The sequence below is a fragment of the Roseobacter phycocola genome (genome assembly GCF_042055075.2).
Lineage (GTDB): Bacteria > Pseudomonadota > Alphaproteobacteria > Rhodobacterales > Rhodobacteraceae > Roseobacter.
Map to the genome: position 1 here is coordinate 305,915 of NZ_CP194010.1, position 24,937 is coordinate 330,851.

Sequence of the window (24,937 nt, forward strand, 5' to 3'; positions counted from 1 at the left end):
ATGAATTGCGTTATGGTCGCTAGGTGTGTTCTGGTTGCGCAAGGGGGCGGAAACCCTGCCAGATCGGGGGAGCGATGAAAACAACAGATGAACTCACGGCGCTGCGGCGGGAATTTCACATGTTCCCGGAAACCGGGTTCCGCGAAGACCGAACAAAGGCGCGCGTGGCTGGTGTTCTGCGTGACCTCGGCATGGAAGTGCACGAAGGTGCAGGCGTTGTCGGTGTCCTGCGGCGGGGCGCCGGCAACCGTGCCATCGCACTGCGGGCGGATATGGATGCATTGCCGATCGCGGAAACAAGCGAGCACGGGTACGTCTCGCAACATGAGGGTGTGATGCACGCCTGCGGGCATGATGGCCATATGACGATGCTGCTTGGGGCTGCTGCTCAACTGGCAGAGGACGCCGGTTTTGACGGGACCGTCGTACTGATCTTTCAGCCGAATGAGGAACACGGCCTCGGCGCGCGCGCTATGATCGACGAGGGTGTCCTGGAACGTTTCCCGGTGGACGAGGTCTATGCAATTCACAACCTGCCGAGCATTCCGGTCGGCAGGGTGCTGACCCGTTCGGGGCAGATATGCGCAAGCGAAAGTCTGTTTGAGATCGAAGTGACCGGGCAGGGCGGGCATGCATCCATGCCGCAGACCGGGCGCGACGCCATCACCATCGGCGCGGAAATTGTTCAGGCGCTGCAGACCATTGTCTCGCGCAAACTGGCGCCGGGTGCCGGTGTCGTCGTCTCGGTGACGGAGTTTCTGACCGATGGCCAGCGAAACGTGCTGCCCGGGCGGGCAACCCTGAAGGGTGATGTGCGCGCGAGAACCCGGGAAGATCGTGAACAGACCGCCCGCCTCATGGCGCAGATTGCCGAAGGGATCGCGGCGGCACATGGCGCATCCGCCAGCGTTGCGTTCAGAACGGAATTCATTGAAACGGTGAACGCAGATGAACCGGTCGCGGCGGTAGCACAGGCGGCACGCCGCCAGGGGCTGGACGTGGATGCGGATTGTGCCGCCATGAGCTTTTCCGAGGACTTCGCCCATTTCAGCGCCGCGGTGCCCGGGTGCTTTCTGCTGCTGGGCAACGGAGAAACGGGTGCGCACGCCCAGCCGCTGCACGCTTCGGATTATGACTTCAACGACGCATTGTTGCCCATCGGCGCGGCATTCTGGGCGCAGCTTGTGCGCGACAGGCTGCCGGTGCATCAGAGAAGTACTGAAAGGGGGGCCGTATGAAACCACTTGTCCTCTCCGCCCCGTATCCCCGCACACTGGAGCTGATCTTTGCGCCGGAAAAGCTGGACCAGCTTCATGCAACCTACGACGTGCTGGAAACAACGGACGACGCGCTGGCTGGCCTGCCGGATGAGGTTCTGGCCCGCACGGGGTACATTCTGGGGCAGCCACCTTTGTCCGCGGAAACGCTCGAACGTCTGAAACAGTTGCGGGCGGTGCTGAATGTTGAATCCAACCTTCTGGACAACATGCCCTATGCCCGGCTGTTCGAACGCGGCATCCACGTTCTGACAACGGGCGCTGTTTTTGCGGTTCCTGTGGCTGAACTGGGTCTGGGCCTGGCGCTCGACCTCGCCCGGGGTATTTCGCAGGCCGACCAGGATTTTCAGCAAGGCTGCGAAAAATGGGGCGGCGATGGAAACGCGCAGGCACGTCTGCTGTCCGGCACACAGGTTGGCCTTATCGGTTACGGTGACCTCGGCCGGGCGCTGCGCCGCGTCCTGGCGGGCTTCGGTTGCCGCATCAGCGTCTATGACCCCTGGCTGCCGGGTTCGTTGCTGGAACAGGATGGCGTCATCCCGGCCTCGCTCGATGATGTGGTCGCAGGATCTGACTTCCTGTTCGTCGTTGCCGCACAGACTTCGGAGAACCGCCATTTCCTGAACGCGTCGACCTTTGCGCAGATGAAGAGGGGCGCTTCGTTCATTCTGCTGTCGCGCGCCGGTGTCGTCGATTTCGATGCGCTGACAGAGGCAGTCCGGTCGGGTCACATCACGGCTGCCAGCGACGTTTTTCCCCAGGAGCCGATGCCGGCAGACCACCCGATCCGCCAGTTGCCGGGATTCATCCGGTCCGCGCACCGGGCAGGTGCGCTGGACATTGCCTTCAGGGGTATGGGTGAGATGGTGCTGGAGGATATGGCGCTGATGGACCGGGGGTTGCCACCTTTGCGCTGCAAAAGGGCGGAGCGTGAGACTGCGGCGCGGATGCAGTCAAAGCCGGTCGATCACAACTGAGCGGGATCGAGCCCCGGCGGTCAGGTGAACTTCCGGAAGAGTTTGGTGCGGTCAAAAATTTCCTCAAGCTCCTGCATCCGGTCGCGGGTGTTGTCCCAATCCAGCGTCTGCACTGCGGAAATCATGCTTTCGACCAGCAGCATCGTTGTGGCCGCCGAATCCCATGCGGATGGCACAATGATCCGGCTTGTCAGACTGATGTCAGCGAGTCTGTGAACCGGCGAGCGCCACTGATCGGTAAAAAGCACGATGCGCGCCCCGCGTGCCCGTGCCATCTCGGCCAGCCTGAGAGTGTTATTCTCATAGCGGCGCACATCGAAAATAACGAAAACATCGCCTTCGGAGGCGTTCAGCAGATAATGCGGCCAGGTGTTCGAGGTCGACTGGACATGTGTCAGGTTCGGGCGGATCACCTGCAGGTGCATGAACAGATATTCGGCCAGCGTATGCGTGATCCGGCCACCAGCGATATAGAGGTGCCTCTCGCGGTCAGCGACCAGCGCGCAGGCCTCATCAAACGCGGCCGGATCAATATGTGACAGCGTGTTGCGGATGTTGTCGATCACGGCGTCTGTGAAACGGTTGAGAATGTGTTCAGAGGGGGCCGCGCCAGCCCAGGTTTCGTGCTTGGCAATCGGTCCCTTGGCAATGGCACCCAGTTCATCCCGCAGGTCCGCCTGAAAATCGGGATACCCCTTGTAGCCCAGTTTCTGCACCATCCTGGCCACCGTGGGCACGGATACGTTGGCGCCTTTGGCCAGTGCGGCGAGCGGTCCCAGACCAGACGCCGGGTAGTTTTCGAGGATCGACAGGGCGAGCTGCCGTTCGGCCCGTGTGAGCTCATCCAGCTTTTCCTGAATGCGGTCCGAAATCGTCTGGTTCTCGTCGGCCATCGGCAGCGCCTCGCAATTGGGCAAAAAAATATCAGCATAGATCGGCGTGTGATAAATTTTTCACAATTGTGTTGACAGAACGTCGCCATGGCAAGACCTTTCCTGTGTGGGAGCTCTGATGAATCAGCTTGAATATGCGCAGACTAATGCAAATGCAGATGTGCTGAATGCACAGGCAGCTTCTGCCGTCGTTCTGGTGTGCGAGCACGCAAGTTCAGAAATTCCGAATGAATTCAACAGTCTGGGGCTCGCAGATGAACACCGCAAAAGCCATGCAGCCTGGGACCCTGGTGCGGCTTCAGTCGCTGAACACATGGCGGCAAAGATGGATGCAGTGCTGGTGGCAGCCCGGGTTTCGCGTCTGGTCTATGATTGCAACCGGCCTCCCGAAGCGCCGGATGCCATGCCGGCAAAAAGCGAAATCGTGGATATCCCCGGTAACCGTGGATTGTCCGACGCCTGCAAAGAAGAGCGGACAAAGCGATACTATCACCCCTTCCGGACCGCCGTCGCAGACGCCCTGGCCGGTCGCCCCGATCCGGTTCTGATTACCGTGCACAGCTTTACACCCATATACCATGGGCGGCGCAGGGATGTGGAAATCGGCGTATTGCATGACAGAGATTCCAGGCTCGCCGATGCATTGATTGAGCAGGCGGAAACTTCTGTGCCGCATGTCGTCCGGCGCAATGAGCCCTATGGCGCAGCGGATGGGGTCACACACACATTGCGCGAACATGCGCTGCCACGCGGTATTCTGAACGTCATGCTCGAAGTGCGGAACGACCTGATCGCGGATGCGGCAGCGCAGGCAAAGATGGCAGGTATCCTGTCAGACTGGCTCACCCGGGCGATCGGATCAGCGAGGGCCGCGGCATGCTGAGATATGCGCAGGGCTATATCCGCGTGATTGATGCGGTGAACTACCGGATCGGCCGGATCATGATGTACGGCATCTTTGTGATGATGGGCATTCTGCTGTGGTCGTCGGTGTCCAAGACCTTCTTTGTCCCGTCGCTCTGGACGCTGGAGATGGCGCAGTTTGCCATGGTCGCGTACTATATGGTTGGCGGACCCTATGCGATCCAGATGGGATCAAATGTGCGCATGGATCTGCTCTATGGCGAATGGTCCGACCGCCGCAAAGCGCAAACAGATGCCATCACCGTTCTGTTCCTGATCGTCTATCTGATCTTTCTGCTCTGGGGCGGCTGGGAAAGTCTTATGTACTCTCTGAGCTACGGGGGGGAGCGCAGCCCTTCGGTCTGGCGGCCTTACCTCTGGCCCATCAAATCCATCATGGTTTTCGGGATTTTTCTGATGCTGCTGCAGGCCATTTCCGAGCTGCTGAAGGACTTCCTGCGCATCAAAGGTCACGACATGGGAGAGAAGCTCTGATGTCGTATGAAGCGATTGCCCTTCTGATGTTCTCGTCAATGATGCTGATGCTGCTGACCGGGCAGCGGGTCTTTGGCGCTATCGGCTTTGTGGCTGTTATTGCGGCCTTCCTGCTCTGGGGGGATCGCGGCGGTTACGATCTGGGCTTTGCTGCCGCAATCAAACTGATGAAATGGTATCCGCTGCTGACGCTGCCGATGTTCATCTTCATGGGCTACATCCTGTCGGAATCCAAAATCGCCGACGACCTCTACCGGATGTTCCACGTCTGGATGGGCGGGCTGTCGGGCGGTCTGGCGGTGGGCACGATCGGTCTGATGGTGCTGGTCTCCGCGATGAACGGCCTGTCGGTTGCGGGCATGGCGATTGGTACCACGATTGCACTGCCGGAGCTGCTGCGCCGCGGGTATGATAAGCTGATGGTCACCGGTGTGATCCAGGCAGGCTCGTCGCTGGGAATTCTGGTCCCACCTTCGGTCGTTCTGGTTCTTTACGCCATGATCGCACGCCAGCCTGTGGGCCAGCTGTGGCTCGCAGGCGTCGTGCCGGGGCTGATGATGGCCGCCATGTTCATCATCTACATCGTGATCCGCTGCCGGTTGAACCCGTCGCTGGGTCCTGTGCTGCCAGCCGAAGAGCGGGACATCCCGAGAGCCGAAAAACTGCGGCTGCTGGGGGCTGGTTTCCTGCCGCTCTTTATCTTCTTTGCGATGATGGTGCCGTTCGTAAATGGATGGACATCTCTCGTGGAAAGCTCGGCCATCGGTGCCATCGCGGCCTTTGTTGCGGCGGTGTTCAAGGGGCGCATGACACGCGACGTCTTTGAGACGTCTGTGCGCAAAACGCTTGGCATCTCCTGCATGTTCATGTGGATCATCCTCGCCGCACTTGCCTTTGGCGCAGTGTTTGACGGGCTGGGGGCGGTAAAGGCCATCGAAAGCCTTTTTACCGAACGGCTGGGTCTCAGCCCGTGGATGATCCTGATCCTGATGCAGCTCAGCTTTATTCTGATGGGAACCTTCCTTGATGATACCGCGATGCTGGTGATTGTGGCGCCGCTTTATGTGCCGCTGGTGGGTGCGCTCGGGTTCGATCTGATCTGGTACGGTGTGCTTTACACGATCACCACGCAGATCGCCTATATGACGCCGCCCTTCGGCTATAACCTGTTTCTGATGCGCGCCATGGCGCCGCCCGAGATCACGTTGCGCGATATTTATGCGTCCATCCTGCCCTTTGTGCTGGTGATGGTGGTGGCGCTGGCGACGATCATGGTCTTCCCCGAAATCGCACTCTGGCTGCCGGGGTATGTTTATGGAAACTGAACAAAAAAGACCCCGTCAGGGGGCATCTGAGACGAGCAATTCACAGAGAGGATATCAAAATGACAACAAGACGTAAGTTTATGACCACCGCCGGACTTGGTGGCGCAGCAGCGCTGGCCAGCCCTGCAATCGTTCAGGCTCAGACAGCGATCAAGTGGCGTTTTCAGACCTATGCGGGTGCAGCGCTTGGCGAGCATGTGACAAAACCTGTGATCGACTACATCAACGCGAATGCCAATGGCGAGCTTCAGGTCGAACTCTTCTATGCAGATCAGATCGTGCCGACGGGCGAGCTGTTCCAGGCGCTGCAGCGCGGGACAATCGACGGGGTGCACTCTGATGACGACTCCATGGCGTCGCCCACACCGCTGCGGCAGTTCGGCGGCTATTTCCCCTTTGCCACCAAGCACATTCTCGACGTGCCGGTGCTCTTCAACCAGTACGGGCTGAAGGAGATCTGGGAAGAGGAATACGCGAAGGTCGGTGTAAAATGGCTGTCTGCGGCGGGTCAGGACCCCTGTAACTTCAACACCAAAAAGGAGATCACCAGCGTCGCGGATCTGGATGGGCTTAAGCTCTACACGTTCCCGACAGCGGGCCGGTTCCTGTCCAAATTCGGCGTCGTGCCGGTGAACATTCCTTACGAGGATGCCGAGGTTGCTGTGCAGACGGGCGAGCTGGATGGTATGGCCTGGTCGGGCATCACCGAGGACTACACCGTGGGCTGGGCTGATGTGACCGACTACTTCCTCACGAATAACATCTCCGGTGCTTGGATCGGCTCCTGGTTTGTGAACGAAGAGCGCTGGGCTGAACTGCCGGATCACCTGAAATCGGTGGTGATGGCCGCGACCGAGGCGGGTCACACCTACCGCAACCAGTGGTACTGGGGTGGTGAGGCTGCTCTGCGCGCCAATGGCGACAAACTGGCGCTGCGGTCGGTCCCTGCGGGCGAGTGGGCCGAGGTGGAGAACGCCGCCAAGGAATTCTGGGAAGAAGTGGCCCAGGAGGGCGAAGTGCACCAGAAGATCGTCAACATCTTCAAAGAGTACAACAGCGTGATCAATCAGGCTGGCGTGCCCTACAACTTCGAATAATAACACGTCAACGATCAACAGGCGTCCCCGTTCTGCGGGGGCGCTTCCCGTTCAGAGAGGACCGCAGATATGCCTGGAAACCTGACTTTTGAAGCGCTGCGGAACGCCGTGCGAAACGGCACAATTGATACTGTGCTGGCCTGCTTTCCGGACATGCAGGGCCGGCTTATGGGCAAACGGTTCCATGCGGTGAACTTTGTGGAAAGCTCTTTTGAAGAGACCCACTGCTGTAACTATCTGCTGGCCACTGACCTGGAAATGGCCACGCCCGAAGGCTACGCCGCGTCCAGTTGGGAAAAGGGCTATGGCGATTACATCATGGCCCCTGACCTTAGCACGCTGCGGTTGCTGCCCTGGCTTGAGGGCACGGCGATGGTGCTCTGTGACATCCTGGATCACCACACCCACAAAGCCGTGCCGCATGCCCCGCGTCAGATGCTCAAGACGCAGGTGGCCCGGCTGAAAGAACTTGGCTTTGACGCGATGATGGCCACCGAACTGGAGTTTTTCCTGTTCGAGCATGCGTTTGATGACATCCGCAAATCGGGCTTCCGCGATCTCTCGCCGATCAGCGGATACAATGAAGACTACGCGATCCTGCAGACCACCAAGGAAGAAGGTGTGATGCGGCCTATCCGAAACCATCTTTTTGGAGCGGGTCTGCCCGTTGAAAACTCCAAGGGAGAGGCCGAGACCGGTCAGGAAGAGCTGAACATCCGGTATGCGGCCGCGCTGGATTGCGCAGATCACCACACCATTGCCAAAAACGGCATCAAGGAAATCGCCTGGCAGAACGGTGTTGCCGCGACCTTTCTGCCCAAATGGCACCACAACAAGGTCGGCTCCTCCAGCCATGTGCATCAGTCACTGTGGCAGGAAGGTCAGCCCGCGTTTTTCGATAAATCCGACGATCTGGGCATGTCGCAGCTGATGAAACACTACATGGCCGGTCTGATCGCTTATGCGCCGGATTACACGTTCTTTCTGGCCCCCTACATCAACAGCTACAAACGGTTTGCCAAAGGGACCTTTGCGCCCACAAAAACCGTCTGGTCTGTTGATAACCGTACGGCCGGTTTCCGGCTTTGCGGTGATGGCACAAAGGGCATCCGCGTCGAATGTCGCATTGGCGGGTCGGACCTGAACCCTTATCTGGCGCAGGCGGCGATGCTGGCGGCCGGGATCAGGGGTATTGAGGAGAAAATGCAGCTTGCGCCACCCACTTCGGGCGATGTGTACGACGCGGCGGACGCCCAGGACATACCCCAGACCCTGCGCGCGGCGACGGAAACGCTGCGCGGTTCGGCCTTTCTGCGCGAGGCAATGGGCGACGATGTGATCGACCATTACACCCGCTGCGCGGAATGGGAGCAGGAAGAATTTGACCGCGTGGTGACCGACTGGGAAATCGCGCGTGGATTTGAAAGGGCCTGATGTGATCAGATGTATCTCGCCGGTTGACGGCTCGGTTTATGCTGAGCGCGATGTCCTGTCCTCGGCTGACGCGGCAGCGGCTGTGGGGCATGCGCGTATCGCACAGGCAGAATGGGCGGCACGCCCGCTGGCCGAGCGCATTGAGCTGGTGATGGCAGGCGTCGCCGCGGTCGGTGCCATGAACGACGGGATCGTGCCGGAACTGGCCTGGCAGATGGGCCGGCCCGTGCGCTATGGCGGTGAATTCGGCGGTTTCAACGAACGCGCGTCCTGGATGGCGGGTATCGCAGCTGAAGCGCTGGCCGATATCACGGTTGAGGACAGCGACGCATTCCGCCGGGTGATTAAACGGGTGCCGCATGGTGTGGTACTGGTCGTAGCCCCGTGGAACTACCCATATATGACGGCGATCAACACCGTGGCTCCGGCCCTGATTGCGGGTAACGCGGTCATTCTGAAACATGCCAGCCAGACGCCGCTGGTGGGCGAGCGGATGGCTGCGGCTTTCCATGCCGCCGGTGTTCCTGCGGATGTGTTTCAGAACGTTTTTCTGGATCATGCCACTACGTCTGCGCTGATTGCAGCAAAGTCGTTCGGATTTGTGAATTTTACCGGCTCGGTCGCCGGCGGGCAGGCCATCGAGCGCGCCGCAGCGGGGACGTTCACGGGTGTGGGGCTCGAGCTTGGCGGCAAGGATCCGGGCTATGTCTGTGATGACGCGGATATCGGGGCGGCGGCCGAGACACTGATTGACGGCGCGATGTTCAATTCCGGTCAGTGCTGTTGCGGGATCGAACGGATATATGTGGCTGAGCAGCACTTTGACGCTTTTGTCGAACGGGCCGTTGAGATCGTGCGCGGCTACCGGCTGGGCAACCCGCTGGACGCGGAAACCACTCTCGGTCCGATGGCGCACAAGCGTTTTGCTGATGAGGTCCGCGCACAGACAGCCGAGGCGCTGGCGCAGGGTGCCAGGGCCCACATTGAAACCTTTCCGCAGGATGATGGCGGTGCCTACCTGACCCCACAGATCCTGACAGATGTGACCCATGAGATGCGCGTGATGCGCGAGGAAAGTTTCGGTCCGGTTGTCGGGATCATGCCGGTGCGGGATGATGAGGAAGCGATCCGCCTGATGAACGACAGTACCTTCGGTCTGACCGCTTCTGTCTGGACCGCAGACGCCGCACGCGCAGAAGCCATCGCGGACCGGATCGAAACGGGCACCGTTTTTATGAACCGCGCAGATTACCTGGACCCCGGCCTCTGCTGGACCGGCTGCAAAGACACGGGCCGGGGCGGGGGCCTTTCTGTCATCGGTTATCACAATCTGACCCGTCCCAAATCATACCATCTGAAAAAGGCGTAAAACATGTCGCTGACTGCCAACTGGTCATATCCCACCGCCGTACGCTTTGGTGCCGGCCGTATCTCCGAGATTGCCGGGGCCTGTGCGTCAGCCGGCATCAAACGCCCGCTGCTGGTCACAGATCGCGGGCTGGCGGATATGGCCATTACCACAAAAACACTCGACCTGCTGGAGGCCGCAGGTCTGGGCCGCGCCATTTTTGCTGATGTGGATCCGAACCCGAATGAGAAAAACGCGGCAGCTGGCGTGAAGGCCTTTCGTGATGGCGGGCACGACGGGGTTGTGGCCTTTGGTGGCGGCTCGGGGCTTGATCTGGGCAAAGTGGTCGCGTTTCAGGCGGGCCAGACCAGACCGCTCTGGGACTTTGAGGATATCGGCGACTGGTGGACCCGCGCAGACGCTGATGCCATTGCTCCCATCGTGGCGGTCCCAACCACGGCGGGCACCGGATCAGAGGTGGGGCGGGCCTCTGTTATCACCAATTCCGAAACCGAAGAGAAAAAGATCATTTTCCACCCCCGGATCCTGCCGGCGGTCGTGATCTGTGATCCGGAGCTCACCGTTGGCATGCCGCCTTTCATTACAGCCGGTACCGGGCTGGATGCTTTTGCGCATTGCGTCGAGGCTTACTGTTCACCACACTACCACCCTATGTCTCAGGGTATGGCGCTTGAAGGGATGCGGCTGGTCAGGGAGTACCTGCCCCGCGCTTATGCGGACGGCAGCGATCTGGAGGCGCGGGCGCATATGATGTCCGCCGCGGCCATGGGCGCCACGGCCTTCCAGAAGGGGCTGGGGGCCATTCATGCGCTCTCGCATCCGATCGGCGCGATTTATCATACACATCACGGCACGACCAACGCGGTATGCATGCCTGCGGTTCTGCAGTTCAACAGACCAGCTATCGAAGAAAAGATCGGGCAGGCGGCCCGCTACCTTGGCATTGATGGCGGGTTTGACGGTTTCTGTGCGTACGTCGATGCGCTGAATGACAGCCTGCAGGTGCCCAGATCCCTCGCTGCACTGGGTATTGAGAACCCGGATATCGACCGCATCGTAGCCGGTGCCCTCGCGGATCCCAGCACCGGCGGCAATCCGGTGGAAATGACCGCCGACAACACGCGTGCGCTGTTGCTCGAAATTCTCTGATCCCGGGCGGGGCGTTATGGCGTCTGTGCGGGCAGCGCCCCGGACAGGATCTGCTGTCCGGTCCGCGTGTCTGCACCCGCTGGCCCGTCAGCGAGCGACCCCACACCGCTCGCCAGGTAACGCACGAGCTGCGGCGCGGCCGCGCTGGTACCGCTGACCGCGACACGGCTGCCGGAGCGCGAGCCCGCGGCCAGCAGACCCCGCAACACCGCAGACCGGTCCCCTGGCGCACTGACGTCGATGTCTTCGGAAGCGTTATCCAGTGGTGCAGCTGAGTAATCTGCTGGGGCCACCGTTCCTGTTGTGGAAGACAAAGCACCGACAACAGAAACCTGATGTCCGTCTGTTGTTGTGGCGATGGCATTCAGGTTTCCCGAGCGGCGCACGACCGACGGTGCCGTGTCGCTGTCATTGAGAACAGGGTGTCCGGACGGATGACGCGTGCGGTACTCCGGGTCGATGAAGTAGCTTTGCCTGCCCGTGTCCGTGAACCCGACAGGCACATCGTCGCGCAGCACCCAGGCATCAATCCGGTAGGGCGTGCTGGCTTCATGCGTGACAGAGATCTGCCAGCTGCCGGATGGCGCCACCTGCCGTTGCTGATGGCCCGGGTCGGTGCCGTCAAGCGCGAGGGTGAGCACGACAATACCGTCAGGATGGCGCCAGACAGACAGCCGTCCGATCACTGTGCCATCTCTTTCGAGCAACCGGATATTCTCCAGCGTTCTGCCAACCGTGGGGAGCACCATTGTCTCAATCGGGGTGTCCGCGCCGGGGGGCTGCAGGCGGATGGTGACATTCATCGGCTCCAGCAGCGGCGGTGCTTCCGGCGCCATTCGGATCTCAAGAAAATTTGACGTCGGATCAGCCGGTTGCAGCTGCCAGGTCAGGTTGAGTGACGCGCTGCCCGGCAGGCTGCGGGCATGGCCCTGACTGAGGTTGTTGTTGCCCGCCGCGACGACTACATGGAAATCGGCATCAGATACCCCCATCCGGTTTTCGATCTGCGTACGGTGGCGCTCTGCCACGCGGGCGATGGTCTGTTCAAGGCGGTGCAGTCCGGCGCGGGGTCCGCCTGTCAGCCCAAGGCTGAAATTGACGATGACCGGCACGACTGCACCACGCTGGTCCATCAGCCGCCGGGCGCGGTCGGCGATGTATTCCAGACCCAAGGCGAAGGGGAGCGCAAGCATCGAGCCCGCGGTTTCCCGCGTGACAGCCGGCGGAAGCGAGACAGCAATAACCGGGAGGGTGTCGCCCGCAGGGTCGTGAGGGTCGAACCCAGCGGCCAGATCCAGAACATGCGTGCCGTGACTGACCCGCTGGCTCAGCGGGCTGAAGGCCGGATCCGCGGGGTCGTCGCCCATCAGACGCAGCAGGGCGTCTTCGTCGCCGCCTGTCTCGGCAAGTGCCTCTTCGATATCGGCCTGCAGCCATTCACGTCCGAACGGCAGCCGGTCGTCGCGGCGCGCAGCACCCTGAAGCCAGGCGCCGGCGATCCGCGACCCCGACATGCGGTGCCGGAAACGCTCATGAAAAATGTTGATGCCGTGATCAATGATACCAACAATGGATGTCGGTTGCGGCAGCGGGTGGTTCGGGTTGCGCGATCGGGGAGATCCGATGCCGGTGCGCCTGCGCAGTTCTTCTGCGGGCAGCGCTGCGTCGCCGCGCAGTGGCAGCACAAAGACCCGCGGATCGTCAAAATCATCCTGCAGAGGCTGCAACAGATCAGTCAGCGCATCCGCGCCAAACGCAAGCTGAGCAGGATTGTCACCTGTCACGGGGTTTTCGACCCTGAGTGCACGCCATGAGTCCCGCACGTCGGGCCGGAACCCTTGGGGGTTCATCGGCATGGAAAAGAGCGTGGCGGCACCAGCGCCACCGGTTCTCAGAAACGGACTGTCGCGGCGGAAGAGCCACGCGCTGACAGGTTCGAGGCGCGGATGGAATACATCCTCGCCGGGGTCTTCAATCCACTGCCAGGCCATCTCAAAGGGCCCATTCGCTGATCGCATCGGTCCAGACGCTTGCCAGCAGCGGCGACAGATCTGTCCCTGCAATGCCGGGCAACTCTTCGATGATCGCGGCACCGTCGGAGGTCACCGGAAGCCGACGCACGCCGTCGTGCCAGACCCGTGTGGTGAAAAAGTCCTCGGTGCCGATGCCCGGACCGCTGAAGCGCAGGGGCTGGACCGTATCCAGCTGACCCGCACGGGCCGCGATTGCATCGGCAATTGCCAGGCCGAGCACAGCACCAGCGTAACTGTCCGCAGGGAAATGCACACCGGCCACCGTCCGGTTGATGGCGATGCGCGCGGCCATGTGCATCAGCTGGCTGTCGGTCCCGGGTGCTGCTGTCGCAAAGCGTGTCAGCGTGGATGCAACGGCAAAGGCCTCTGTCGCGTGGCCGCTGGGCAGGCTGGAATGGGTAGGGGTCGGGATGATCGGCTGTATCTGCGGCGACAGCGCCACGGGTCTGTGGCAGGCCAGGATGTGTTTGCACTGCTGGGCTGCATGCGTCGCACAGTCCTGCGCCAGCACCAGCAGTTTCAGCGTGGCGGGATGCTTACCTGCTTCCAGTCCGGCGATGTGCGCATAGTAGCCGATTGTCCCGGCAGTCTGGTCCGTGATTTCGGAAATGCGGTCGGGCCGCAGATCGGCATAGTCGTGCACCATGCGGGCCTGAGCTGCGAAATCTTCCGCTGCCGGCGCGCGCATATCGACCAGCGGGGCGGCAGTGAACTCAGGCGACGTGCCCGAAGGGTTCGTCTGATCGAGGAGGTAAACGATTGCAGCACCGTTGTCCGGGTCAGCGCCATAGGACAGGCGCGAGAGCATTTCATTGGAGAGCACGATCTGCTGGCTCTGCGCGCCCCAGAGATCCAGATGGCCGGGGTCTGCAATGCTGCGAGGCGTGGCGGCAGCGCTGCCCTGCCAGAGCCCGGCGATACCGTCGTGTGCGGTGATATATCCCACCGGTGAGGCCGCGGCCTGGGTTCCCAGTGACTGCAGACTTTGCAGAGACTGAAGGGATTGCAGCGACTGAAGAGACTGCAGTGACTGCAGGGATTGCAAAGACTGAAGAGACTGAAGGGATTGCAGAACCGGCATAAAATATCCTTTGTTGAATTCAGTTGACCGGGACACCGGCATGTCTGAGCGCATCGGCCCAGACCTGACTGACAGTGCTCTGCCCGGCCGGGTGGTTGCGCTGATAATCTGATACCCTGAGACCGGGATCGAGCCGCATCAGTTCGCCCGCGGCTTTGCGGGCTTCGGCCTCCCGGCCTGCCAGCTGCAACCCGATCACCCGGCATCTGTGTGCCGACAGATGCAGCGGATTGTGCCGCAGCGATGCTTCGGCCATTTCAACCGCTTCGTCATAGCGGCCCCCGGCCACATAGCTGCCCGCGCTCAGCGTCTGAAAGAACGGCCTGCGCGGATCACGCGGTGAGAGCAGAAACGCCCTGTCCGTCAGGGCGACAGCCTCATTCCCGCCACCGGTGAAGGTTTCGAGAACTGCGTTGAGCTGTGAGATGAAGGCACTGCTCGGGTTGATCTCGCGTGCGGCGTCAAACCTCTGGCGCGCGACACTGAAATCGTTCTTCAGAATTGTGCGGATATTGCCGTCTATGGCGAGGGAGAGCGCGCATGTGGCGTTCAGGTCCAGCGCATTCCGGATCGCGTTCTGCGCCTTCAGCTCGTCCGCTGCAACGTCGTCACTCCATTTCTGATAAATCCTCAGAAGGTGCCACTGCGCGAGCCAGGCACGCGGGACAGGATGGGCAGGGCACCTTTCTATGACCGCTTCAAGTTGTGCTGCCGCGCGGTGAAAGTGCCGTTTCTCAAAGGAATGCATCAGTGCCACCGCGGACAGCATCAGCGTATGCGCGTCCAGCACCGGCAGCGGCGTGCTTGATCCGGCGGCAATGGAGCGGGACATGATGATCCGCAGGGCCTGCCCGGCGATCTGATTGGTCAGAAAATCCTCGCCGGCCAGAAAGTCGGCCAGGTCGATCCTCTGGCGGTCGGACCACATGACACGGTGATCGCTGGCGTCTGTGAGGGTGGCGTCAACGGTCAGCGTATTGCCATGCTGGCGGCACTGACCGGTAAGGATGAATTCAGCGGCCGCATCCGGCAGAACCTGCGGGCTAGAGAGGGCGCGACTGGAGAAATGGGAAATCGCGTCAATCAGTTGCGACCGCGCGAAATGACCGGTCAGCTCCTGTGCCAGCGCATCCCCGATGCCCATCGGACGCGGTGTTGCAGTTTCGACAAAGGGGCAGACGATAATCCGCGGCAGGACCGCGTCCGGTGGTGCGGCGACAACCGCTGGCCCGGGCGGTGCGTCTGTCTGGCGCTGGTCGCGCAGCCAGTCTTCGAAACCTTCTTCGGCGAGGTCGATCCCTTCCAGGAAAACGCCCGGCACGTTGTTCTCAATCCGCGAGGCTTCCGGAAGCAGGCCGACAGTATCCCGGTCGGTGCAGAACACTGCATCAAAATCCGCCCCACAGGTCTGGCGCAGGGCGTGCAGCAACTGGCGCAGATTGGCGCGGGCGCGTTCCGGCGCGCTGTCTGACCATAAAACACCGGCCAGCCAGTTGCGGCTGCGACGCAGGCCCGGGGCTGTGGCCAGAAGCGCGATCAGGGCGATGTTGCGCGGGCCGGTGATCTGCGTTACGGCAGCGCCGCTGAGCTCCACGACAGGGGCACCGTACAGCCTGATGCTGAGACAGATATCCGGGTCATCTGACGCCATCGCACGCTTTCCCACACCAGCGGGTACACCCGGCTGGCAGCAGGGGACCGGCCGTCCGGGGACACGCTCTCCACGCCTCGCAGCATGTGGCAAAAGGTCTGTGAAAACAAGTTCGGCGGCATGCCGGATGACCCGTGTCTCCGGGCGACGGCGGCGCTTTGACAGCATGGCGGTACGTGCAGGCAGGTTCATGTCAAAGCCGGTGATGCGGTGGGGACCGTCAGGTTTCCGTCAGGTTGCGCCCTGACGGAAACCTGACGGCTGATGTCATCTGCTGTTCCTGCGCCATTTTCAGCGCGCGGCCCGGACGACTGATCGCGTGATCAGTTCCGGCCTGCAGATCAACAGTAACGAAAGCTATTATCATGAAAATAATCGTTTTTTCTCTTTCCGCCGCAGTGGCCTTGTGGGCCGGCGCAGCAATTTCCGCGCCGGTTTCCGCGAACAGCGAACTGAGCCTTTTTCACAGGTATACTGTCAATTCCGGTTCTGTGCCCGATGCTGTGCGCCTTTCGATCCTGCCGGGGTCTCTGGTTCTGGGCGCGGATATCGAAACAAACGTCGATGACCCGGATGCCACGAACACCAGTTCAGTAAATACCGTCGTGGCAAATCCATTTTCGGAACCCGTCGTGCCATTCAGCTCAGTCCGCACGGATGAAACGGTGCTTCCGGGGGGCACCGAGGGTGCGTTTGCGGCCTATGACGTTGAGGTCACCTCTGTCGATGATCCGGACGCCAACCCGTTCGATACATCAATTGTTGACCGGACCGTGAACAACAGTGGCTCTGTACGGGCAGAAATAGCGTCCGGTCCGGTCGCATCCGATGGGTCCGCATTTTTTATCAATGAACGCGGGTTTCTTTTCGAAAATGTCAGCGACAGCCTGGTCTCTTTTAACATCGTGGGCGACGTGCGGGCCTCGTTTCTGTCCTCCTATGACGGTTCGGATGGTTTCGCCCGCGCCTCGGGTACGCTTTTCAGCGAATTCGGCGCGCTTTCCGGGGCCACCGTCAGCTACCTGCCTCTCGCGCCTTATCTGCGCACAATCACGGAAGAAGGCGGAACCGCCCAGGTTACTGAAAACCTTGTCACCAGTGGCGACGGATTTGACGGTTTTCTTTTTTCTGCGGCAACAAGTGCAGCGGGCGGAGCGGATGCTGCGGAAGCCGCTCTCGATGTGACCTTCCGCTATCTGTTTTCCATCAGCCTCGATCCGGGCGGGTCGGTGGAACTGCTGACCGGGTTCAGGCAGCGCAATGCCGTTGAATACACGCCCGCGCCAGCACCCGTGCCGCTGCCTGCCAGCTTCTCATTCCTGCTGGCTGGCCTCGCGGGGCTGGGTATCGCTAGGCGGCGCATCCGGTCCTGAGTTCCCGGAAATCTGTTTATTGTTCAAGGAGTTTACCGATGTTTTTCCAGAGAAATCATACTGAAGATCATTCATTGCGCGGTGGCGCTCACCGTTTCATCCTTGCAGGTGTCTTTGCGTCTCTCGCAGGGGCAGGCCTGGCGGCGGAGGGGTTCGCTCCGGCCTCCCTCACATCGGGCATCGACAGCGAAATCACTGAGCTGATGCAGGACGGCGGCATTGTCGGCCTGACCGTGGCCGTCACGCAAGGAGGACGTCTCGTCTATTCGAAGGGGCTCGGTCTGTCGCGGCGGCCGGAGAATGCGGGCGGCGGCATTCACATCATGCAACACGATGACCGCACGCGCTTTGGCTCGGTCGGCAAGGCCACGGTCTCGGCGCCTGCACTTTATCAGGCGATGCAGGCCCGTGGTATGGACCCGGCCACCACCAAAGTCTACGGGCCGGACGGTATTCTGGGTACCCGGTACAACGCAGTCCAGCGGATCTCTACAGACAGGCACCGGCCGATTGTTGCAATGGCGATTGGCCCGGATGACCGGGTTCATGCGTGGTACCGGAACGGAACGTACAGTGTCGGGACCTCGTCGGACCTCGCAGCGTACCAACAACCCAGATCCTACACCGTTGCCGAAGGGCGTGAGGCCCACGACCTTCACGCTGTGGCCTTCAATCCGCAGGGCCATGCATATGCCTGGTACAAAGACGGCACCCGCAGTATCGGAACAGCGTGGGATCTTGATGCCCGTGCAGGCATTCCGGTCGACGATGACGGCGATCCGACGCAAACGGTGACACTGCCTGTCGGCTCTGACGGCGACCGCAAATCCATGCATGACGTGGTCGGCATCGGCATCGCCAAGTCGGACAGTGACGTCTACGTCTGGTATGATGACGGCACGGTGTCTTCCGGAAATTCGCTCAATTTCGGGACCCATTTTGTCAACAGGACTTATACGTCGCCGGTTATCAACCAGTCCGACACCCGGTACCGTATCCGCGGGATCGGCATTGCCGGCGATGATCATGTTTATGTCTGGACCTCCGGGAAGCTGGCTTTTTCGGGCCACAGCCGGGACCTTACAGCGTACCGCGCGCCCTATGAGTATGATCACCCCTTCGACGGCCATAAACGCAACCGGTTCCGTGACATCATGGTGCAGCACCTCTTTGACCACACGAGCGGCTTTTTCCGCAGTGGGGATGTCGAAGCCACGCGCCGCACATATCCCGCACATGGCGAGCCGACATATGACCTGATCCACAAGCATTTTCTGGCGACACGTCCGCTGCAGTGGAAAGCAGGCGAACGGTATTCCTATTCCAACCACGGCATGGGGATGACGACCCTCCTGATTGAGGCGCTGACCGGAAAAACCTATCGCGAATACACGGTGAACAGCTATCTCAGACCGATGGGTCTGAAGGGAAAAGTCCGGGCACAGAAAGCGACACCGGATGCGCATGATGCCTACCCCTATGAACGCACCAGTACGGGGTACAATGAGCTGCCCTTCAAGGCCTCTACAACCGGTCTTGCCGCAGGTGGGTGGACCTCTTCGGCGCAGGGTATTCTTGCGATCACCACCCACCTTGCCGACAGCATCGGCTATGATGGCATGGACATCGCTGGCTTCCGCGCCACCTCACGGGGCAAGCTGCACCACAACGGTGCCACGGGTGGCGGGTACGCTACCGTGGCTGTGTTCAGGCCCGGGTATACAGCGGTGAGCGGTGAGGATCTGAGCGAAATCCACGTGGCGATCGGCACCAATACCAGTGGCTTGTCAGATGCCACCACCGCATCGATCCGGGGGATGACCGGGACGATTGCCAAGATTGTGGCAAACGCGGATGTCCCGCAAAGTACAGACTACTGGGATGTTGCCTGGTAAGGAGCTCTGCACAGGCTGATCACTGGCGGCGGCGTCCTCGGGGCGCCGCTCTTTTTGTCCGGCGCGCGCAGTATGTGCGCCTTTGATGCAGCATTTGTCCAACAGCGCGGGCAGGTGCAGTGACATCGCTCTCGACTGCTGACGCGAACCCGGTTTAAATCTGCGCCGGGTGCCCGAACGCTGACAGCCGGAGTGAAGCTATGTTCCTGAAAAACGCCTGGTATGTTGCGGCATGGGCCAGCGAAATCACGCGCGACCTGCGTCAGATCACGGTGCTGGATGAAAAGATCTGCATTTTCCGTACGGAAAGCGGCGACCTTATCGGCCTGGAAGACGCCTGTCCGCACCGCAAGCTGCCGCTGAGCCGGGGCCGTATCCGGGGGGACACTGTTGAATGCGGTTATCACGGTCTGACATTCGACTGTGCCGGCCAGTGCGTGCGTGCGCCAGGCGCCGGGCGCATCCCGTCCGAGGCGCGCGTGCATGCCTATCCGCTCTGCGAAAAATATGGGCTGGTCTGGATATGGATGGGCAATCCGGCGCTCGCAGATACAGCCGACATCTTTGATATACCAAACTTTGATGATCCGTCATGGGGCATCAACCGGGGCTCGGCGATGGAGCTCGAATGCAACTATCTGCTGATGTGCGATAATCTTCTGGATCCTACCCATGTCGCCTGGGTTCACGAGTCCAGTTTCGCGGCGGCCGGCACCAAGGACACACCATTGCGCGTGACAAAAACGGATGAGGGCGTGGTCGTGCATCGCTGGATCATGGATCACGAACCGGCACCGTTTTACAAAAAAGTCATCGGGTTCAGTGGAAACTGCGACCGTCTGCAGCATTACGAAGTCAGGTATCCCGGACATGCGCTGATCCGGGCGGTATTTACCCCGGCAGGTACCGGTGGCCCGGACGGACCGCTGCATGACGATACGTTCATCATGGACAGCTACAATTTCATGACCCCCACGAACGCGCATCAGACCCGGTACTACTGGTTCCAGCTGCGCAATATCCGGCCGGACGACGCAGAACTGTCTGCCATGATGAGTGCTGATGTTCAGAAAGCTTTTGAGGAAGACCGTGCGGTTCTGAATGAAGTCCAGAAAGGCATGACCGACAAACGCAGTCCGCATATTGATCTGCCGATTGATGCGGGACCGCTGCGGTTCCGCCGGCAGTTGCAGGCGATGATCAATGAAGAGCAGCAGGTTGACCGGCAAATGGCCGAATAGGGGCTGTCTGCGCGTCCAGACTTGCGGCAGAAACAGCTTTGTGAAACCGTCGCGGGGTAACTCACCGGGCAAAAACAGGGGCGGAACTGATGCGAAGATCATTCTTTTGCCAGGGAATATCATCCTGCGCCGCAGTGGCGATGCTGGTCGCAGGTGCATTTCAGCCCGATCGCGCCGCTGCGGACTGCGTGCGCACAGAGCTCGACAACCCCCCGCGTCAGTCCTTTGCCTGTACACCGGATTTCGTGATGGAGCGCGAGCCCTCGGCGTCGCTGAAAATTATTGAACGTGCAGGTGAGGCACCGCCCCGCGCCATTGAGCTGCAGAATGGCGCGATCCTGATTGACGTCGTACCCGGCAGCCGGTCTACGCAGATCAGGACACCGGAAGCCATCGCGGCAGTGCGTGGCACTGTGTACATCGTCGATTCACGTGACGGCGAGACCTCTGTTTTTGTCCTTGAAGGGCAGGTCACCGTAACGCGCCCCGGGGACTCCTCGGTCATCGCGCAGGTAAATGCGGGCGAGGGAGCAGATGTGACCCCTGAAACCGGTATCTCCGTCAGCCGCTGGCCTGAACGCCGGGCCGCCGCACTGCTGGCGCGCTTTGGACGCTGACACCCAAAGTCAGAGGTTTTCGCGAAGCGCGGTCCTGCTGGCGCTGATTGCTGCGGTTTTGTGGGTATCCGCAGTTGTCTTGCCGCATGTCACAGGCCGGGCAGGGATTACAGAGACGCCAGAGCTGTGGCTTGCTGATCTGCGCTTCCGGTTGGCTGGCCAGCAGGCTCCCGCTTCTGAGGTGGTTCTGGTTGCGCTGGATGACGAAACACTCGACCTGCCGGGCGGAAACAGCCGGCGCGTGCTGAGCACCCTGATCCGGAATATCAGTGACAGTGGCGCGGCCGCGTTGGCAGTTGATGTTCTGCTGGCGGATCTGCGGGATCCGGCAACCGACGCGGATCTCGCAGCGGCGCTCGCGTCTGTCCCGTCCGCAATCGCTGCGGCTGCGCGGTTTGACCGGGCTTCGGGTGGAGCGCTCGTGCCGGATGCGTTGTTTGCTGCGGCGGCGCAGCCCGGGCTGGTCAACGTATCCACCGATACCCGGGGTACGCCGCGCTACATGCCGCTGGTGCTCGATACCGGCGACGGCATCTATCCGGCGATGGCATTGTCCGCCGCTGTGCTGTTCTCAGGTGATCAGGCCTCGTTCAGCGACGGTGTGCTGACCCTCGGGGAGCGGACCCTTGTGCTGAAGGATGGCGTCTATCTGCCGTTGCGCCACCTTGGGCCGGCGGGCACAGTCCCGACCGTCAGTGCCACCGCGCTGCTGGACGGGCCCTTGTCGGGTGTGTTGCAGGACCGGATGGTAGTGCTCGGATACACGGCCTCCGGCGTGGGGGACCGGTTCCCGACGCCTTTTGATGACAGCACACCCGGTGTGGAGATCATCGCCACAGCCGTCTCGCAGCTGATCGGTGGGCCGGGCCTTCAGCGACCCGAAAACCTTCGGCGCTGGGACGCCGCACATGCTGTTGGGCTGACCATTCTTTGCCTGCTCGCGCTGATGCAGTTGCCATTGTCGCGTTCGCTTCCCCTGATTGTCCTGCTCATGGCCGCCAGTTTCGGGATCGCAGCGATGTTTTTTTCTTCCGGTGTCTGGATCAGTCTCGCGGTGCCCCTGCTGGCTGCGGCTCCGCCAGTGCTTTTTGTGGCGGGCTTCCGGTACCGGCTCGAACGTCAGAACGCCCGGCACACTGAAATGGCCGCAACGGCGCTGCGACAGTTTCAGGCACCGGCGCTTGCGGAAAGAATTGCGCGGAATCCGGATTTTCTGGCCAAACCGGTTGACCGGTTTATGTCGATCCTTTTCGTGGACCTGTCGGGTTTCACCAGCCTGTCGCAAAGACTTGGCCCCGATGGTACGCGTGATCTGCTGAGGTCCTTTCATGAGCTGACCGGAGAGGCCGTCGGGCGGATGGGTGGCAGTGTCCTGAACTACATGGGTGACGGTGCATTGGCTGTGTTCGGCATGGAGCCTGAAAAAACCGGACCACAGACCGATAAGGCGCTGCGCGCGGCTTTTGAGATCGTACAGAAACTCCAGGCCGCACCGCTGCCTTCCGGGCAGACTGCACCGGTCCGGTGCCGGATCGGGCTGCACTGCGGACCGGTTGTTTTGTCCCGCCTCGGCGCCAGCAGTCATCAGCAGGTCACTGTCTCGGGCGACAACGTCAATCTGGCCAGCAGACTGATGGAAACAGCCAAAGAAGAGGATGCAGTAGTCGTCGCAAGCGATGATTTTATGGGCGCACTCAATGGGCCGCCGCCGTTCAGCCCGGAGAAACGCACAGGTGTGCGCGTGCGTGGCCGCAGCGGTGACATTTCCGTCTGTATCTGGAAAACGGACACGATCCCGGATGCGGGCTGATACCGTGATTGCCTGGTGGTGACACCACTTTCGCGCGGATGACGTGAAAGCGATTCTCGCCCTGCGGGTGTGAGCCCTGTTCTGCAAATTGACCAGATATTGAACAATTTCACTTTGATATGTCGTTTTTTCGGTCTTTTCGTCGAAAAATGGGAAAAATTCAGACCCATTTGCTGGCGGAAATGGTTAATGCTTCGTGAATGGGGTGCAATTTTAAGTGCCGCAGAACCGCCCCTGAAAAATCACGGCACATTCGGCGCGCGTCTGCCCGCCACATTAAAATAAGAGGGACATATGCCAACAAAACTGGTCGTCGGTCTGGATGGAGCGGGGTCGGGCAATCGTGCGCTTGATCATGGCAAGCAGCTTGCCCGCCTCATCGGGGACTGTGAGATTCTGGTTGTTTACGTGATTGAATGGTCACCGTTTACTTTCCAGACTGCAGAGGAGAATGCGCAGCGGCACAAGCGGCGCGAGGAAGAAATCGCAGTGGCAAACAGCCGGGTTGTTGAGCCGGCCGTCGCTCAGCTGACAGCGGATGGTTTCACCGCCACGGGCAAAGTGCGTCACGGCGATGTTGCCGAAACGCTGAACGCCATCGCCGAAGAAAACGGAGCGGATCAGATCGTTGTCGGCCGCTCCTCCGAAAGCGGGTTCACGTCCCGCATCTTCGGCAGTTCAACCAGTAACCTTGTCATGCATGCCAGCATGCCAGTCACAGTCGTCGGGTGAGGGATCAACATGAAAACAGATATCAGGTATCTCGCTGGTGCAGCCGCTGCGGCACTGCTGGCCAGCCCGGCTGCCGCACAGGAAGCACAAACGCTTGACCAGCGCGTCAACGAGGTTTTCGCGCAGTTTACGGGGCCTTTCGTCAGCTTTATTTTTGCACCTTTCCCGGGCACGTCGTTCCCCTGGATTGTGATGTGGCTGGTGATCGCGGCCACCGTTTTCACCGTCTATTTCGGGCTGGTGCAGCTGCGTTACTTCGGGCACTCCATTTCGCTGGTGAAAGGTGACTACTCAGATCCGAACGATGCAGGCGAGGTCAGTCACTTTCAGGCGCTTGCCACGGCGCTCTCGGGCACTGTCGGTCTGGGCAACATTGCCGGTGTTGCTGTGGCCGTCGGGATCGGCGGGCCAGGAGCCACGTTCTGGATGATCCTCGCGGGTCTTCTGGGCATGGCATCGAAATTCACCGAATGTACGCTCGGCGTTAAATACCGCAACGAATACCCGGACGGCACGGTGTCGGGTGGTCCGATGTACTATATGTCTAAAGGCTTTGATGAACTTGGACTGCCGGGGGGCAAAATCCTGGCGGTTCTGTTCTCGATCTTCTGTATCCTCGGCGCTCTGGGCGGTGGAAACATGTTCCAGGCTAACCAGGCCCACGCACAGATTTCCGGTATCGTCGGTGACTATCCGGGCTGGATCACCGGTCTGGTCTTTGCCGCCGTGGTCTTTGCCGTAATCGTGGGCGGGATCAAATCCATCGCCAATGTGACAGAAAAGGTCGTGCCTTTCATGGGCATCCTCTATGTCGGTGCGGCGCTGATCATCCTGATCGTGAACTTTGACATGATCGGCTGGGCTTTTGGCCAGATCTTTGCCGGTGCCTTCACAGGTCTGGGTGTTGCGGGCGGCTTTGTCGGTGCGCTGATCCAGGGCTTTAAGCGGGCGGCGTTCTCGAACGAAGCAGGCGTTGGTTCTGCGGCGATCGCGCACTCCGCGGTGCGGACAAAAGAGCCGATCACCGAAGGGTTCGTGTCTCTGCTTGAGCCGCTGATCGATACGGTTGTGATCTGCACCATGACCGCGCTGGTCATCATCATTTCGCAGCAGCTGATCATCGACGAAGCGACAGGAAACTACGTTCTGAACGAAGCCGGTACAGCGATTGCAACTGTTGATGGCAACACAGGTGTGTCGCTGACTTCTGCGGCATTTGCATCCGGGATCAGCTGGTTCCCGTATGTGCTCGCGGTGGCGGTTGTGCTCTTTGCCTTCTCGACCATGATTTCCTGGTCCTACTACGGCCTCAAGGCCTGGACCTATCTGTTCGGGGAAGGCAAGGCATCTGAACTGACCTTCAAGATCATCTTCTGCGTCTTTGTGGTCATCGGTGCGGCGGCAAGTCTTGGTCCGGTGATTGACTTCTCGGACGCGGCGATCTTTGCCATGGCTGTGGTCAATATCTTTGCGCTCTACTTCCTGATGAAGGTTGTGCGCAAGGAGCTGGAATCCTACAGCGCCCGCCTGAAGTCCGGCGAAATCAAAAAGTTCTCACACTGATGAGATACGCGTCGGGGGCGGG

At 60.5% G+C, this 24,937-nt stretch carries 21 protein-coding genes; 16 read left to right on the top strand and 5 right to left on the bottom strand.

All coding sequences use genetic code 11. The features are described from left to right. Positions 1-74: 74 nt before the first annotated feature. The gene (locus AB4K19_RS01690) at positions 75-1,238 is read left to right on the top strand and encodes an amidohydrolase (RefSeq protein WP_436398819.1); all 1,164 of its coding nucleotides are present in this window, start codon (positions 75-77) and stop codon (positions 1,236-1,238) included. Next, positions 1,235-2,254 (top strand): hydroxyacid dehydrogenase, encoded by a 1,020-nt coding sequence (locus AB4K19_RS01695; protein ID WP_375230242.1) that lies wholly within the window; start codon positions 1,235-1,237, stop codon positions 2,252-2,254. Before AB4K19_RS01690 ends, AB4K19_RS01695 begins: the two co-directional genes overlap by 4 nt. A gap of 20 nt (positions 2,255-2,274) precedes the next feature. On the opposite strand, the gene AB4K19_RS01700 is transcribed toward AB4K19_RS01695, so the two are convergent. Further along, complete coding sequence (locus AB4K19_RS01700) at positions 2,275-3,147, bottom strand: MurR/RpiR family transcriptional regulator (protein WP_375230243.1); 873 nt, start codon at positions 3,145-3,147, stop codon at positions 2,275-2,277. 118 nt (positions 3,148-3,265) lie between these two features. On the opposite strand from AB4K19_RS01700, the gene AB4K19_RS01705 reads away from it, so the two are divergent. The 7 genes from AB4K19_RS01705 (at position 3,266) to AB4K19_RS01735 (ending at position 10,919) form a co-directional block, all read left to right on the top strand. Further along, entirely contained in the window at positions 3,266-4,030 is a 765-nt protein-coding gene (locus AB4K19_RS01705) for an N-formylglutamate amidohydrolase (protein WP_436398821.1), read from the top strand. Further along, a complete protein-coding gene (locus AB4K19_RS01710) occupies positions 4,024-4,545 on the top strand; it encodes a TRAP transporter small permease subunit (protein WP_436398822.1) in 522 nt (173 codons plus the stop codon). Before AB4K19_RS01705 ends, AB4K19_RS01710 begins: the two co-directional genes overlap by 7 nt. Further along, entirely contained in the window at positions 4,545-5,870 is a 1,326-nt protein-coding gene (locus tag AB4K19_RS01715) for a TRAP transporter large permease (RefSeq protein WP_436398823.1), read from the top strand. The genes AB4K19_RS01710 and AB4K19_RS01715 overlap by 1 nt, the downstream gene beginning before the upstream one ends. 59 nt (positions 5,871-5,929) lie before the next feature. After that, the gene (locus tag AB4K19_RS01720; RefSeq protein ID WP_436398825.1) at positions 5,930-6,967 is read left to right on the top strand and encodes a TRAP transporter substrate-binding protein; all 1,038 of its coding nucleotides are present in this window, start codon (positions 5,930-5,932) and stop codon (positions 6,965-6,967) included. Between the two features lie 69 nt (positions 6,968-7,036). Then, positions 7,037-8,401 (top strand): glutamine synthetase family protein, encoded by a 1,365-nt coding sequence (locus AB4K19_RS01725; RefSeq protein WP_436398826.1) that lies wholly within the window; start codon positions 7,037-7,039, stop codon positions 8,399-8,401. A gap of 1 nt (position 8,402) precedes the next feature. After that, positions 8,403-9,770 (top strand): aldehyde dehydrogenase family protein, encoded by a 1,368-nt coding sequence (locus AB4K19_RS01730; protein WP_436399558.1) that lies wholly within the window; start codon positions 8,403-8,405, stop codon positions 9,768-9,770. A 3-nt stretch (positions 9,771-9,773) separates the two neighbouring features. Beyond that, positions 9,774-10,919: an iron-containing alcohol dehydrogenase gene (locus AB4K19_RS01735; RefSeq protein WP_436398828.1), complete on the top strand. Its 1,146-nt coding sequence runs from the start codon at positions 9,774-9,776 to the stop codon at positions 10,917-10,919. Between the two features lie 14 nt (positions 10,920-10,933). Here AB4K19_RS01735 and AB4K19_RS01740 read toward each other — a convergent pair whose 3' ends face one another. The 4 genes from AB4K19_RS01740 to AB4K19_RS01755 all read right to left on the bottom strand — a co-directional run bounded on the left by AB4K19_RS01740 (position 10,934) and on the right by AB4K19_RS01755 (position 16,051). Next, on the bottom strand, positions 10,934-12,937 hold the full coding sequence (locus tag AB4K19_RS01740) for a hypothetical protein (protein WP_436398829.1): 2,004 nt from the start codon (positions 12,935-12,937) through the stop codon (positions 10,934-10,936). Further along, positions 12,912-14,033, bottom strand: coding sequence for a phosphatase PAP2 family protein (locus AB4K19_RS01745; RefSeq protein WP_436398831.1), 1,122 nt, complete (start codon positions 14,031-14,033; stop codon positions 12,912-12,914). The genes AB4K19_RS01740 and AB4K19_RS01745 overlap by 26 nt, the downstream gene beginning before the upstream one ends. 19 nt (positions 14,034-14,052) lie before the next feature. Beyond that, on the bottom strand, positions 14,053-15,684 hold the full coding sequence (locus AB4K19_RS01750; protein WP_436398832.1) for a hypothetical protein: 1,632 nt from the start codon (positions 15,682-15,684) through the stop codon (positions 14,053-14,055). Positions 15,685-15,904: 220 nt separating this feature from the next. Continuing rightward, the gene (locus AB4K19_RS01755; RefSeq protein ID WP_375230252.1) at positions 15,905-16,051 is read right to left on the bottom strand and encodes a hypothetical protein; all 147 of its coding nucleotides are present in this window, start codon (positions 16,049-16,051) and stop codon (positions 15,905-15,907) included. Here AB4K19_RS01755 and AB4K19_RS01760 point away from each other — a divergent pair. The 7 genes from AB4K19_RS01760 to AB4K19_RS01790 all read left to right on the top strand — a co-directional run bounded on the left by AB4K19_RS01760 (position 16,050) and on the right by AB4K19_RS01790 (position 24,915). Continuing rightward, entirely contained in the window at positions 16,050-17,057 is a 1,008-nt protein-coding gene (locus tag AB4K19_RS01760) for a VPLPA-CTERM sorting domain-containing protein (RefSeq protein ID WP_436398833.1), read from the top strand. The two genes, AB4K19_RS01755 and AB4K19_RS01760, sit on opposite strands and share 2 nt — an antisense overlap. A gap of 38 nt (positions 17,058-17,095) precedes the next feature. After that, positions 17,096-18,952, top strand: coding sequence for a serine hydrolase (locus tag AB4K19_RS01765; protein ID WP_436398835.1), 1,857 nt, complete (start codon positions 17,096-17,098; stop codon positions 18,950-18,952). A 200-nt stretch (positions 18,953-19,152) separates the two neighbouring features. Further along, complete coding sequence (locus AB4K19_RS01770) at positions 19,153-20,193, top strand: aromatic ring-hydroxylating dioxygenase subunit alpha (protein WP_436398837.1); 1,041 nt, start codon at positions 19,153-19,155, stop codon at positions 20,191-20,193. 89 nt (positions 20,194-20,282) lie between these two features. Further along, positions 20,283-20,810, top strand: coding sequence for a FecR domain-containing protein (locus tag AB4K19_RS01775; RefSeq protein WP_436398839.1), 528 nt, complete (start codon positions 20,283-20,285; stop codon positions 20,808-20,810). A gap of 79 nt (positions 20,811-20,889) precedes the next feature. Continuing rightward, positions 20,890-22,620 (top strand): CHASE2 domain-containing protein, encoded by a 1,731-nt coding sequence (locus AB4K19_RS01780; RefSeq protein WP_436398840.1) that lies wholly within the window; start codon positions 20,890-20,892, stop codon positions 22,618-22,620. A gap of 294 nt (positions 22,621-22,914) precedes the next feature. Then, positions 22,915-23,352: a universal stress protein gene (locus AB4K19_RS01785; RefSeq protein WP_375230264.1), complete on the top strand. Its 438-nt coding sequence runs from the start codon at positions 22,915-22,917 to the stop codon at positions 23,350-23,352. Positions 23,353-23,361: 9 nt separating this feature from the next. Further along, positions 23,362-24,915 (top strand): alanine/glycine:cation symporter family protein, encoded by a 1,554-nt coding sequence (locus AB4K19_RS01790; RefSeq protein ID WP_436398842.1) that lies wholly within the window; start codon positions 23,362-23,364, stop codon positions 24,913-24,915. The last annotated feature ends 22 nt before the right edge of the window (positions 24,916-24,937 follow it).